Source organism: Janthinobacterium sp. BJB401 (assembly GCF_013372745.1).
Classification (GTDB): Bacteria; Pseudomonadota; Gammaproteobacteria; order Burkholderiales; family Burkholderiaceae_D; genus Janthinobacterium; species Janthinobacterium rivuli.
This window is the reverse complement of the sequence record NZ_JABXFH010000025.1, coordinates 1-12,835: the sequence shown is the minus strand read 5'-3', so window position 1 is coordinate 12,835 and position 12,835 is coordinate 1. Positions and strand designations below refer to the sequence as shown.

Here is a 12,835-nt window from a genome sequence, read left to right as displayed (position 1 = left end):
TCAGGCGGCCACGGCCTTCGGCAGATGCACGTGCCGGTAGACGAGGCCCGCCGCCAGGCCATACGCAACGGCAATCGTCGCGTAGGCCAGCGGCAAACGCAGCGACCAGTCCTGCACCATGTGCAGGATGCTGCCGATCAGGGCCACGCCCACCAGCGCGCCGATTTGCCGGTTGGCATTCAGGGCCGCCGCCGCACTGTTCGCATGCTGCTTGCCGGCCACCCGCATCACGGTGGCCGTCATGGCGGGAATGGCGATGCCGATGGCCACGTTCATGATGGCCGTGCCCAGCGCCAGCAGCGCAAACGGCGTACCCGGACGCAAGCCCATCAGCAACAGCGCCATCATCGCCCCCACCAGCAAGCCGGCCAGCATGGGCAAGCGCGTGCCGTGACGGGCCGCAATACTTCCCGCCATGAAATTGCCCACCGTGTAAGCCGCCATCATGGGCAGCAGGCGCAAGCCCGACTGCAAGGCGTCGGCGCCGCCCGATTGCTGCAGGAACAGGCTCAATAAGAACAGCTGGCCAAACACGCAGAAATTGATCAAAAAACCCACGCCATTGGCCGCGCCAAAGCTGCTGCTATGAAACAGTGCACGCGGCAACAGCGGATGGCTGCCGCTGCGCTCGCGCCGCAGCAATTGCCCGGCCGACAGCACCGTCAAGGCCCCCGCCGCCAGCACACCGGGCGACAGCCAGCCCAGCACGGGCCCTTCGATCAGCACGAAACTGAGGCCCGCCAGCGCCGCCACGCCCAGCGCATGGCTGAACAGCGATAAATCGCGCGGCTGGCGCGCCGGCGCGGCCAAGAGCACTTGCGCCATGACGATGGCCAGCACGCCCAGCGGCACATTCACCCAGAACACGCTGCGCCAGCCGAACTGGTGCACGAGGATGCCGCCGATCAGGGGGCCGGACGCACCGGCCACGCCCACCAGCGCCGACCAGGCGCCCAGCATGCGCGTGCGCTCGCGCTCGTCGTCAAAGCTGTGCGTCAGCAGGCTCAGGGAACTGGGCATGAACAGGGCCGCGCCCGCGCCCTGCAACAGGCGCGCCGCCGTCAAAAAATGCCCGTCGGGCGCGGCACCGCACAGCACCGAACCAATAATGAAGACGCCGAGGCCGCCCTGGTACACGGCTTTCGGCCCGTAGCGGTCGGCCAGCGCGCCGCCGGCCAGCAGCAGCGCGGCAAACGTCAAGGTGTAGCCGTCGACCACCCAGACCAGGCCCGTCAGCGGGATACGCAAATCCAGCGCGATATCGGACAAGGCCACGTTGACGGCAGTGACGTCGAGCATGGCCATGACGAAGCCGAAGGCCAGGGTCAGCAGGATCAAGCCGCTGGCGCGGCGCGGTGTGGGGGCAGACATGGAATTCCTTGCAGGGACAGCGGGGCAGCCATTATGCGAGCATTGCAGGATGCAGTAAACAGGCATAAAATCGGCAGCTTGATGCAAAAATGCATCACAAACATCGAACGGAAAGCACTCATGGACTGGGATAACGCGCGCATCTTTCTCGCCATCGGCCGGGCCGGCACCCTGCGCGGTGCGGCCGCCCTGCTGCGCATCGACCAGGCCACCTGCGGGCGCCGCCTGGCCGCGCTGGAAAGCTCGCTGGGCGCCACCCTGTTTCTGCGCACGCCATCGGGCTACGTGCCCACGCCGGCCGGCGAACTGGCGCTGACGGCGGCCGAAGCGATGGAGCGGGCGGCCGACAAGCTGCAGCGCGAGATGCAGGGCGTCGACAACCGTTTAAGCGGCCTGGTGCGCGTGGCCACCACCGACACCATGGCCAGCCATTTCGTCATCCGCGCCATGCAGCAGCTGCATGCGGCGCATCCTGACATCCGCATCGTGCTCAACGTGGCGCCGGCATTGGCCAGCCTGACGCGGCGCGAAGCGGACCTGGCCGTGCGCGGCGTGCGCCCCACCGACCCGGACCTCATTTCGCGCCACCTCGTCAAGCGCAGCCTGGGCCTGTACGCGTCAAAAAGCTACCTGGCCGAGCGGGGCGATCCCGTGCGCGGCACGGCGCTGGCAGGGCACGACATCGTCATCTACCACCATTCCGTGACGCCCCGCCATGGCGACAAAATCGCCGGCGAGTCCGTCGCCAACGCCCACGTCGCCATGGAAGTCAATTCGGCGGCGATGCTGCAGGACGCCACGCGCGCGGGCCTGGGCGTGGCCGAGCTGGCCACCCACCTGGGCGACATCGACCCGCTACTGGTGCGCATCTGGCCCGAGCGGGCGGAAAGCTACGACGTGTGGCTGGTCATGCATGCCGACCTGAACCGTTCTGCCCGCGTGCGCGCGGCGGCCGACGCGATCATTGCGAGCGTGGCCGGCGAATAGCGGGCTTGCCGTGCACGGCCGCACGGCTGGACAATCGCTTGTATCGAACGCATCCAATGTTAAGATGCCATGATGACCCTATCCGTCTCCCTCATCATCAGCCTGCGCCGCCTGCACCGGGCCACCATGGCCTGGCTGGTCAGCTGGTGGCGCATGCTGCATTTCGCCATCCTCGTGTTTTCGCTGGCCCTGTCGCCGTCGAGCTATAACCGCGACAACCGCCCCATCCTCGCCCACCGCCTGGTGACGAACACGGCGCCGAACCTGGTCTGGTTCAGCGTGGCCTGCGCGCTCGTTAGCCTGGTACTCATCCGCATCGTCGTCGTCAGCGCGCAAAGCTACGGCCTGTCGCGCTATGCGCTGGAAATGGTGGTGCGCGTGCTGGTGCTGGAACTGATACCGCTGACGGCCGCCCTGTTCGTCGCGCTGCGCCTGACCTTGCCAGACGGCATTGCGTTCGCGCAAATGCGCTCGTCCGGCATGCTCGATACCATGCAGCGCCAGGGCGTCGACCTGCTGCGCCGCGAATACTTTCCGCGCGTCATGTCCGGCATCTTCGCCGTGTGGATGCTGGCCATCGTCAGCTGCGTCACTTCGCTGGTGCTCGCCTACCTCACCATCTACGGTTTTACGCCGTGGGCGCTGCAAGGCTACACGCGCGTCGTGGGGCAGATCTTCAATCCGGCCGTGGCCCTGATCCTGATGCTCAAAGTCATCTTCTTCAGCTTTGCTGTGGCCCTGATCCCGCTCGCCTCGTCCTACTACCCGGAAGAGCCGCATGGCCGGCGCAACCGTTTGTGGGCCGCGCACGGCCTGTCCGAAATGCTGCGCCTGTTTTCCGTCATCCTGCTGGTCGAAGTGGCTTCGCTGATGGGCAATTACTACTGATGCCCCGCCACCGCCAGCCAATCTTGAATCACCCATACCAGAGCCAGAAGCCATGAGCCAACCTCAAAATCCCGACCAGACCGACGTCACGGCGCCCGACGCTGTGCTGCCCGCCCCGCCGCCCGTGCGCCACGCCGAACTGAAGGCGGCCATCCTGCTCGTCTTCATGTTCGTGCTGGTGGTCGGCTCCGTCGTCTACCTGATGTATGCGCGCGGCGCCTTCGAAGCCACGCAAACGCTGGTGCTGACGGCCGACGATTCCGACGGCGTGGGCGTGGGCGCCGACCTGACCTTTTCCGGCTTTCCCATCGGCCGCGTGCAGCGCATCGAGCTGGCGCCGGACGGCCGCGCGCGCGTCATCATCGACGTGCCGCGAAAAGATGCGCACTGGCTTCGCACCAGCTCCATCTTCACCCTGGAACGGGGCATCGTCGGCGGCGCCAAGCTGCGCGCCTACAGCGGCATCCTGACGGACCCGCCGCTGCCCGACGACGCCACGCGCGACTTGCTGGTAGGCGACATGGCGGCGGAAATCCCCCGCCTGCTGGCCGCCGCCAAGGATTTGCTGAACAACCTGGGCAACCTGACGGGCACCGATTCCGCACTCGACGGCACCATGCGCAACGTGCAGGCCGTCACCGGCAAGCTCAGCGGTCCGGGCGGCGCCATGGGCTTGCTGACGGGCGACGACAAGCAATCGCGCCTGCTGATTGAACGGGCCAACGCCCTGCTGATCACGGCGGACCAGTTGGCGCGCCGCACGGATGGCCTGGTGGCCAATGCCGATACGCGCGTCTTCGGCGACAAGGGCGTGATGACGGATGCGCAGGCGACCATCGTGCAGCTGAACGCCCTGCTGGCCGACACGCGCAACAGCCTGAAAAAAGTCGACGCCGTGCTGGTCGAGGCGCAAGCCGTGGGCGCCAACGCCAAGGCGGCCACCGCCGACCTGGGCCCGCTGCGCGCCGACGTGGAAAGCAATCTGCGCAAGGTCGAGCAACTGGTCAATGACATCAACCGCAAATGGCCGTTCAAGCGCAATCCGGAGATCAAACTGCCATGAGAAAACTCAACGCCTCCTTGTCCGCACTGGCCGCATTGTTGTGCACCGCGCTGGCAGCCTGCTCCAGCGGCCCGCCCGTGCCGGACTGGAAAATGAATGCGCAAAGTTCCGTCGAACGCTTTCAAGCGGCCTACTTGAATGGCAATGCCCTGGTCGAGCAGACGGAATTCCGGCGCGCCCGCAGCCAGGTCGCCGGCACGGGCAAGCTTGACCTCGTGGCGCGCATCGAACTGCTGCGCTGCGCCGCGCGCCTGGCCAGCCTGGCCTTCGAGGACTGCGCCGGCTTTGACGCACTGCAAGCCGACGCGACAGCCGCCGACCGCGCGTATGCGGCCTGGCTGGCCGGCAAGGCGCAGGCGGCCGACGTCGCCCTGCTGCCGGAAACGCAGCGTGCCGTGGCGGGCGCCGCTTCCGACACGGCTGCCGCCAGCGCCGTGGCCGCCATCAAGGACCCGCTGTCGCAACTGGTGGCGGCCGGCGTGCTGCTGCGCTCTGGCCGCGCCACGCCGAAGCTGCTCGATACGGCCGTCGCCACGGCATCGGACCAGGGCTGGCGCCGTCCGCTGCTGGCCTGGCTCGGTGTGCAGCGCCTGCGCGCCGAACAGGCGGGCGACACGCAGGCGGCGCAGCGCATCGCGCGGCGCATGGCGATCGTCGAGCAGCCGCTGGCGCCTTGAGCGCGCCGATGGCGGCCCAAGGCAGGCAGAATCAGGCATAATCGAGCGAGGATGACATCAAGGCCGTGCAGGCAGCGAGGTGTGACGATGCAGTTCGAGGATTTCGACCTTTCCACTCCCGATACCGGCCGGCATGCCGGGACGGCGCCTGGCGATGACGCATCGGCCGCGACGGCCGTGCGCCTGCAATACCTGCTCGACAATACACCTTCCATCATCTATTGCACCGTGCCCAGCGGCGACTTCAAGATGACATTTGTCAGCAACAATGCCCTCAACGTGCTGGGCTACCAGCCCGAGGAGATGGTCGCCGATCCGAATTTCTGGTTCGACCACATCCACCCCGACGATGCACCCGGCATCTTTTCCAGCCTGGCGCAGATCTTCGTCGAAGGCGCGCGCGCCTACGAATACCGCTTCCGCGTGCGCGACGGCAGCTACCTGTGGATGCACGACAGCCTGCGCCTCGTGCGCGACGATCACGGCGTGCCGTTCGAGGTGATCGGCTCGCTGACGGACATCACGGAACGCAAGGGCATGGAAGCGATGCTGCAGGCGCGCGGCGAAGAGCAGCAACTACTGATCAGCAAGTTGCAGGAAGCGCACGACCAGCTGCTGCAATCGGAAAAGATGGCCTCCATCGGCCAGCTGGCGGCCGGCATCGCGCATGAAATCAATAACCCGATCGGCTTCGTCAATTCGAACATGAGTTCGCTGCAAGGCTATGTCGGCACCCTGTTCGACGTCATCGCCCAGTATGAAGCGGCGATGGGCGAGCCGCTCGACGGCCCGGCCCGGGCCGAAAAAGTGGCGCAGGTGCGCGCGCAGGCCGACCTGGCTTTCCTGCAGGACGACATCGGCGACCTGGTGCGCGAATCGATGGATGGCTTGAAACGCGTGCGCGACATCGTGCAGGCGCTGAAGGATTTTTCCCACGTGGGCGAGACGGACTGGCAAGTGGCCAGCCTGCATGCGGGCCTGGACAGCACCCTCAATATCGTCGCCAACGAATTGAAATACAAGGCGCGCATCGAAAAACACTATGGCGAGCTGCCGCAGATACTGTGCCTGGCGTCGCAGCTGAACCAGGTCTTCATGAACCTGCTCGTCAACGCGGGCCAGGCCATCAACAGCGACGGCGTGATCAGCATCCGCACGGGCCACGCGGGCGACTGGGTGTGGGTGGAGATCGGCGACACGGGCGCCGGCATCGCGCCCGAGCACCTGAACCGCATCTTCGAACCATTCTTCACCACCAAGGCCGTGGGCAGCGGCACCGGCCTGGGCCTGTCGCTGTCGTACGGCATCGTCAACAAGCACGGCGGACGCATCGAAGTGGCCTCAGAAGTGGGCCGCGGCACGCGCTTTACCGTGCACCTGCCGCTGCAGCCGCCTGGCGCCGCGAAGGCCTAGGCGTCTTTCGGCGGCGCGTACACGCGGATGCTGAGGCGCCCGCCATTCTTGCCTTCGAAGTCGAGCAGCTGGGCAATCACGCGGGCCGTCAACACGTGTTCGGCCGCCAGCAGCATCAGGCCATCGCGGCTGATCAGGTCGCGCGACAGCACCATGCCCGGCTCCAGCTGGCCCGACAGCACCGTCAGGTCGCGCGCCGGCGGTTCCGTCTCTTCCATGATGCCGCGGAAAGCGGCCACCACGGCCGGGTCGTAGCGCTTGCCGACGCTGTCGTAGATCAGGGTGCGGGCCTCGTCGGCGCGCAGGCTGCGCTGCACCATGGCGCCGATCTGCAAGCCGTCGTAGTCGGACGCCAGCGCCAGGATGCGCGCGCCCATGGGAATGGCCAGGCCCACCAGGCCATCGGGAAAGCCGCCGCCGTCGAAGCGCTCGAGCTGCGAGCGCAGGATCACGGAGACGGCGCGCAACTCGTCGAGCGCCATCAATAACTGTTCGGCGCGCAGCGGATGCTTGCGGAAGGCGGCCAGCTGCTCGCCATTCCAGGCGCTGGCCGGCAGTTCCAGCACGTCGTCGCTCAAGCTGAGCTTGCCAATATCCTTGAGCAGGGCCGCGATGAACACGTCGCGCGCCTCCTGCCCTTCCAGGCCCAGCGCCTGCGCCAGCTTGCGCGACAGCTCGGCCACCCGCCGCGCATGGCCGGCCAGCTTGCCGCCACGCATTTCGATCAGGTTGGAAAACACCTTGATGGTCGTCACGAACGTGGCTTTCAGGCGCTCATTGGCCGCCTGCACTTCGTCGTGCGACTGCTTCAGCTGCTGCGTGCGCGTGGCCACCTTCGCTTCCAGGCTGGCATTGAGCGCCTGCAGCTCCACGTTCTGGCTGGCCGTCAGCGCTTCGAGGCGCAGTTTTTCCTGCTCCAGCGCGCGCCGTTCCAGCGCGTGGCGCACCACCAGCACGATATCGTTCTCGTCCCACGGCTTGGTCACGTAGCGGTATATCTCGCCCTGGTTGATGGCGTCGAGGATGGACTGGATGTCGGCATAGCCGGTCAGCAGCAAGCGGATGGTGCCGGGCCAGCGCTGGCGCACCTGGGCCAGGAACTGCGCGCCATCCATGTGCGGCATGCGCATGTCGGAGATGACCAGGTCCACCGTCTCGCTCTCGAGCAGGGCCAGGCCGGCCGCGCCGCCATCGGCCGTCAGCACGCGGTAGCCGTGCGGGCGGAACAGCCGCCGCAGCGACGACAGGATATTCGGCTCGTCATCGACGCACAGGATGGTGGGCGGCGCGGTGCTGGTGCTCGTATGCATGCTGTCCTGTTCGGTCATGGTGCGACGGCCTGCGCCTGGCGCACGGGCAAGGTGATGCGGAAGGTGGTGCCGCTGCCGATGACGCTGCGCACGTCGATGCGGCCATGGTGTTTCTGCACCGTGGTGTAGGCCAGCGACAGGCCCAGCCCCGTGCCCTTGCCGACGGCCTTGGTGGTAAAGAAGGGGTCGAAGATGCGCGACAGGTGCTCGGGCGCGATGCCGCCGCCCGTATCCTCGACCTCGATCCACACTTCCGTCGCATTGTCGCTGCCCGTGCGCAGGGTGATGCGTCCATGCGCCTCGCCCATGGCGTGGGCCGCGTTGACGACCAGGTTCATGATCACCTGGTTCAGCTCGGAAGGCTGGCATTCGATATCGGGAATGTCGCCATATTCGCGCACCACGTCGGCCTTGTACTTGACCTCGTTATTCACGATATTGAGCGTGGTATTGATGCCCTGGCGCAGGTCGGCCCAGACCCACTCCTGGTGCGCATCCGTGCGCGAAAAATCCTTCAGGTCCTGCACGATGCGGCGCACGCGCGAAATGCCTTCCTTCGACTCGCCCATCAGCATGGGGATGTCGGTGCGCAGGAAGTCCAGGTCGATCTGTTCGCGCAGCGCCCGCAGGCGCGCCGCCACCACGGGGTCGGCGACGGCCGGCTCGGCTTCCTCGTAGGCGTCGAGCATGCTGAACAGGTCGTCCAGGTAGCCTTCAAGGGTACCGACATTGGAAAACACATAGCCGATGGGATTGTTGATCTCGTGCGCCACGCCGGCGGCCAGCTGGCCGATCGAGGCCAGTTTTTCCGACTGCAGCAGCTTTTGCTGGGCCAGCGACAGCTTGCTGTTCAATTCCGTCAGGGCCAGGTTACGCTCGCGCAATTCCAGATCGGCGATCTGGCGCTGGCGGATATCGTCGGCCAGGCGCTCGTTCATGTCGGCCAGCTGGGCCGTGCGCTCGGCCACCAGGTGTTCCAGGTTGTCGTGCGCCTTGCGCAGCGCCAGTTCCGCCAGGCGCCGCTCGCTCACGTCGCGCAGGGTTTCGATGGCGCCCACCAGGCGTCCCTGGCGATCGCGCAGGGGCGCCGCCGTGAAATGCAGCCAGTGGCCGTCGGGGCCGATATCGGCAAAAAAATCCTCGGCCTCGTAAGCGCCGGGGATCACGGAAGAGCGCTTGAGCTTGCCAAGGTAGCGGTCATTTTCGCCCAGCGCGATGTCGTCGGCCACCAGCAGGTCGGCCAGGCAGGCGCGCGGCTGCGGATAAAACGCCTTCCAGTGGTCGCGCGTGCCGACCATCTCGGCGGCCGCAAAGCCCAGCAACTGCTCGCAGGCGCTGTTCCAGTGCGTCACCACGTGGTTCGTGTCGATGGCGAAAGTGGCCACGGGATGGCCGTCGAAAAATGCCGACAGCGCGATGGTGTCGCCCTGACGGCGTTCCGGCTTGGCCGGCAGCGCCTGCCCTGCATCTGTTTCCATGGCCTCTATCCTGTTCATGCCAGCATGATCCGCGACATTTCATCGAAGGTGTGTTCCGTTTGCCCCAGCAGCGCCAGCCAGGCCTGCTCGTCCAGCGCGACGCTGCGCCAGCCCGTCGGCGACAGGGGCGGCACCAGCGCATCGTCGACGCCAGCCAGGTCGAGCGCCAGGGCAACGGCATTGGCCAGGTGCACGGCCAGCGGCAGGCCGCCCGCTTCCAGGCGGTCGATGGCATGGTGGTCGGCCACCGCCTGCTGTATCGCCTCGGGAAACTTCCAGTAGGCGGCAAGGGCGCTGCCCACCTGCGCGTGATCGATGCCGATGACGGCCAGTTCCGCCTCGGCCATCTGGCAATCGTGCGCCTGGCGGTGGCTGCGCACGAGCGCGTATTCGGCCGGGAAGCGCGTCACCAGCACCAGGGTGCCCAGGTCGTGCAGCAGGCCGGCCGTGAACGCCGTTTCGGGATTGACGCGCAAGTGCGGCGCCAGCAGGCGCGCGGCAATGGCCGTGGCCAGCGAGTGGCGCCAGAAGGCCTGGAAATCGAAGCCGCCGGCCACCGGCGCGAAACTGCCCGTCAGGGCGCACGCCGTGACGACGGTGCGGATGCTGTGAAAGCCCAGCACGGACACGGCTTGCGGAATACTGGTGACCTTCGATTGCATGCCGTAGAACGAGGAATTGGCGATACGCAGGGTCTTCGCCGCCAGGGCCTGGTCCAGCTCGATCTTTTGCGCCAGCACGTGCACGTCCGTGTCGTCCTGGTCCATGCTCGACAGCAGTTCCAGCACCACCACCGGCAGCGAAGGCAGTTCCTGGATCTGGCGGATGATATGTTCAAAACTGAGGCGTGTCATGCCGCGCCCCCTTGCCGGTAGCGCTGCAGCAGCGCCAGCAGTTCGGCCCCGGCGGAATCGGCCGGCGTGGCGCGGAACAGCACGGCCAGCCGTTCCAGGCGGCGCACCCGTTCCTGCTCGGCATGCACCTGCGCGGCGGGGTCGATCGCCTCGTCCATGACGACGCGGCAGCGCTCCACATTGCGCCGGCGCAGAGCCGTCAGGTTCGCCGCCGTCAGAGTGGCGCCCTGGGCCAGCAGCACGGCGCCGCTGGCGTCGTTCAAGGCCTGCGCCAGCACCATGCCTTCCTGCGCCTGCTCCATGGAAATCTCGCGTCCGCTTTCACTCATGTATCTGCTCCATGACGACTCAGGGTGACGAGGCTGCCGCGCGAGCGCGAATGCAGGCCCATCGGATGGACGGCCACGGCGTACGGCTGGCCATCGATGGCGGCCAGACGGGGAGCGCCCTGCCCGTCGAACAATTGCGGCAAGACGATCGCCGCCTCGTTGCCCAGCAGGGCCGCGCCCCGTTCGAACAGGTTGGCCGCCGCTGCGTTGATAAAGGCGATCATGCCGTCTTCATCAAGCCCGATCACGGGCAGCGGCAGAAATTGCAGCAATTCACGCGCGATGCCCAGGCTGACTTCATCGCGGCTGATCTGGTGCTGCTGCTGGCGCACCAGCGCCTGCATGGCGGCATTGGCGGCCGCCAGCGCCTGGTTGGCGTCGCGCAGCTGCGCATTGAGGCGCACATTGTCGTCGTCGATGCCTTTCAGGCGAAACGCTTCGGCGATATGCTCGCGCAGCTGGTGGTCTTCCCAGGGCTTGGTGAGAAATTTGAAAATGGCGCCCTCGTTGACGGCGTCCGTGACGGCCTGCAATTCGGTATAGCCCGACAGCATGATGCGGATGGTTTGCGGGCGCAGCAGCTTGGCCTTGCGCAGGAAGTCGGCGCCCAGCATGCCCGGCATGCGCTGGTCCGAGACGATCACGTCGACGGCGTGGCTGGCCAGCACGTCCAGCCCTTCCTGGCCGCCGTTGGCCGTCAGGATATGGTAGCCGTCGCGCCGCAGCAGGCGCTTGAGGGAAGCGAGGATATTCGGTTCGTCATCGACCAGCAGCAAGGTGCGCGGCGCCGCCGCAGGCACCGCCGTCCCTGGCATGTCATGCTCGTCGTGCACATCCATCGGACCATCCTCTCATCGCCGCAGCGATATCGGAGCTTGCCTGGAGGGAGAATTTGCCGCGCGAGACCATCTTGCGCGGCAGCCAGCTTGCGCTGAAATTATACGACTAAATATTCCCGTATAACACTAATCCGGCACTTATCCGCCACTTATCCGCGCTGTACAGGACAAGGCGTGTCGCGGTAAAACACAAAGCCGCCCAGGCCGATGGCTTGCGTGTCGGCCTTCACGGCGTAGACCAGCGTATTCTTGGCGGCCTCGACCCTCAGCAGGTTCTTGTGCAGCACCGTTTGCGCGTGCGACAGTTCCAGCGACGGCGTCGGCGCCAATTGCAAACGCAGCTCGGACGTGGCCGCATCGTAGGCCCAGCGGCCCGGATTGAAAAAAGCGAAGCCGCCGTCGAAACGCAGGCTGCCGTCCTTGAACTGGGTCAGGCAAATGCCGGGAAATTCGCTGGGCGGGTTGTACCAGGTGGCGGCCACGGCGGCGTCGGCCGGCGTCTTGCCCGGCATCTGCATGCCGGTGCTGGCATTTTTTCCGCCCATGCCGGCGCAACCGGCCAGCGCCAGCGCGCAAGCCAGAGCGCCCGCGCGCGTGATGAAGGTCATGTGCATTCCCGTCCCCTTGCTTTATAGAAACATCATCTTAAAGCGGGACGGCCAGCCGTTCAAGCGGCTAGCGCACATAAGGGGGATTTAATTGCCTTCGGCCGCCTTCGCAGCCGCTTCGCGCAATTTGTCCTTCTTGCTCTTGCGCGCGCCCTTCACGCCGCCATTCACCGTGTCCGTGACGGGGTTCACGGGCGCGGGCAATTCCGTCGGCTCGAAACCGGCCACCACTTCGCGCACGATGCGCAAGTCGTTGCGGTTCTCGATCAGGCGGAAATGCGCTTCCGTGTCGGCCGTCACGAAACTGATGGCCGTGCCGCTTTCGCCGGCGCGGCCCGTGCGGCCGATGCGGTGCGTGTAGTCGACGGCCGAGCGGGGCAAGTCATAGTTGACGACGGCCGGCAAGCCGGCGATGTCGATGCCGCGCGCGGCCACGTCGGTGGCCACCAGCACCTGCAAGCGGCACGCCTTGAAGTCGGCCAGCAGCTGGCTGCGCGTACCCTGGCTGAATTCGCCATGGAAGGCGCCCACGTGCAAGCCGGCGCGCTGCAGCTTGTCGGCCACGTGTTCGGCCGCGTACTTGGTGGCGACGAACACCAGCACGCGCTCCCACTGCTGCTGCAAAATCAAATAGCGCAGCAGCTGCGTGCGGCGCGGCACGTCGACCGTGATGGCGCGCTGCACGATGTCGGGTTTGTCCTGCGGTTCGGACGCCACTTCGATGCGCACGGGGTCCTTGAGCAGGCTGTCGGCCAGCGCCTGCACGCTGTCGGGGAAGGTGGCGGAGAAGAACAGGTTTTGCCGCTTGCCCGGCAGTAGCGCCAGGATGGCGTTGATTTCCTCGCTAAAACCCATGTCGAGCAAACGGTCGGCCTCGTCGAGCACGCACAGCGACACGCCGCCCAGTTTCAAGGCGTTCTGGCGCACCAGGTCCAGCAAACGGCCCGGCGTGGCGACGACGATGTCGGCGCCGCCGCGCAAGTCCATCATCTGCGGATTGATCGAGACGCCGCCGAAC

13 protein-coding genes are annotated in these 12,835 nt (G+C 66.3%); 5 read left to right on the top strand and 8 right to left on the bottom strand.

Annotated elements, in window-relative coordinates; all coding sequences use genetic code 11:
• Window positions 1-1,371 (bottom strand): MFS transporter, encoded by a 1,371-nt coding sequence (locus HWE17_RS16770; protein WP_176389521.1) that lies wholly within the window; start codon window positions 1,369-1,371, stop codon window positions 1-3.
• A 120-nt stretch (window positions 1,372-1,491) separates the two neighbouring features.
• On the opposite strand from HWE17_RS16770, the gene HWE17_RS16765 reads away from it, so the two are divergent.
• The 5 genes from HWE17_RS16765 to HWE17_RS16745 all read left to right on the top strand — a co-directional run bounded on the left by HWE17_RS16765 (window position 1,492) and on the right by HWE17_RS16745 (window position 6,399).
• On the top strand, window positions 1,492-2,358 hold the full coding sequence (locus HWE17_RS16765; RefSeq protein WP_176389520.1) for a LysR family transcriptional regulator: 867 nt from the start codon (window positions 1,492-1,494) through the stop codon (window positions 2,356-2,358).
• Between the two features lie 72 nt (window positions 2,359-2,430).
• The gene (locus HWE17_RS16760; RefSeq protein WP_099400686.1) at window positions 2,431-3,246 is read left to right on the top strand and encodes an ABC transporter permease; all 816 of its coding nucleotides are present in this window, start codon (window positions 2,431-2,433) and stop codon (window positions 3,244-3,246) included.
• 52 nt (window positions 3,247-3,298) lie between these two features.
• The gene (locus tag HWE17_RS16755; RefSeq protein ID WP_035820309.1) at window positions 3,299-4,309 is read left to right on the top strand and encodes an MlaD family protein; all 1,011 of its coding nucleotides are present in this window, start codon (window positions 3,299-3,301) and stop codon (window positions 4,307-4,309) included.
• Window positions 4,306-4,986 (top strand): hypothetical protein, encoded by a 681-nt coding sequence (locus tag HWE17_RS16750; protein ID WP_176389519.1) that lies wholly within the window; start codon window positions 4,306-4,308, stop codon window positions 4,984-4,986. Before HWE17_RS16755 ends, HWE17_RS16750 begins: the two co-directional genes overlap by 4 nt.
• Window positions 4,987-5,073: 87 nt before the next feature.
• A complete protein-coding gene (locus HWE17_RS16745) occupies window positions 5,074-6,399 on the top strand; it encodes an ATP-binding protein (RefSeq protein ID WP_176389518.1) in 1,326 nt (441 codons plus the stop codon).
• Here the strand turns inward: HWE17_RS16745 and HWE17_RS16740 are convergent.
• From HWE17_RS16740 to HWE17_RS16710, 7 genes are all read right to left on the bottom strand, one after another.
• Window positions 6,396-7,727 (bottom strand): HD domain-containing phosphohydrolase, encoded by a 1,332-nt coding sequence (locus HWE17_RS16740; protein ID WP_255206281.1) that lies wholly within the window; start codon window positions 7,725-7,727, stop codon window positions 6,396-6,398. The genes HWE17_RS16745 and HWE17_RS16740 overlap by 4 nt on opposite strands.
• A complete protein-coding gene (locus HWE17_RS16735) occupies window positions 7,724-9,187 on the bottom strand; it encodes an ATP-binding protein (protein WP_081922503.1) in 1,464 nt (487 codons plus the stop codon). Before HWE17_RS16735 ends, HWE17_RS16740 begins: the two co-directional genes overlap by 4 nt.
• A gap of 14 nt (window positions 9,188-9,201) precedes the next feature.
• The gene (locus HWE17_RS16730; RefSeq protein ID WP_176389517.1) at window positions 9,202-10,041 is read right to left on the bottom strand and encodes an HDOD domain-containing protein; all 840 of its coding nucleotides are present in this window, start codon (window positions 10,039-10,041) and stop codon (window positions 9,202-9,204) included.
• A complete protein-coding gene (locus HWE17_RS16725; RefSeq protein ID WP_176389516.1) occupies window positions 10,038-10,370 on the bottom strand; it encodes a hypothetical protein in 333 nt (110 codons plus the stop codon). Before HWE17_RS16725 ends, HWE17_RS16730 begins: the two co-directional genes overlap by 4 nt.
• Window positions 10,367-11,209 carry a response regulator gene (locus HWE17_RS16720; protein WP_176389515.1) on the bottom strand — a complete coding sequence of 281 codons (843 nt, stop codon included), beginning with the start codon at window positions 11,207-11,209 and terminating at the stop codon, window positions 10,367-10,369. Before HWE17_RS16720 ends, HWE17_RS16725 begins: the two co-directional genes overlap by 4 nt.
• A gap of 149 nt (window positions 11,210-11,358) precedes the next feature.
• Window positions 11,359-11,817: a hypothetical protein gene (locus HWE17_RS16715; protein ID WP_176389514.1), complete on the bottom strand. Its 459-nt coding sequence runs from the start codon at window positions 11,815-11,817 to the stop codon at window positions 11,359-11,361.
• An 87-nt stretch (window positions 11,818-11,904) separates the two neighbouring features.
• Window positions 11,905-12,835: DEAD/DEAH box helicase (locus HWE17_RS16710; RefSeq protein ID WP_176389513.1), on the bottom strand; the 931-nt coding region annotated here is incomplete at its 5' end.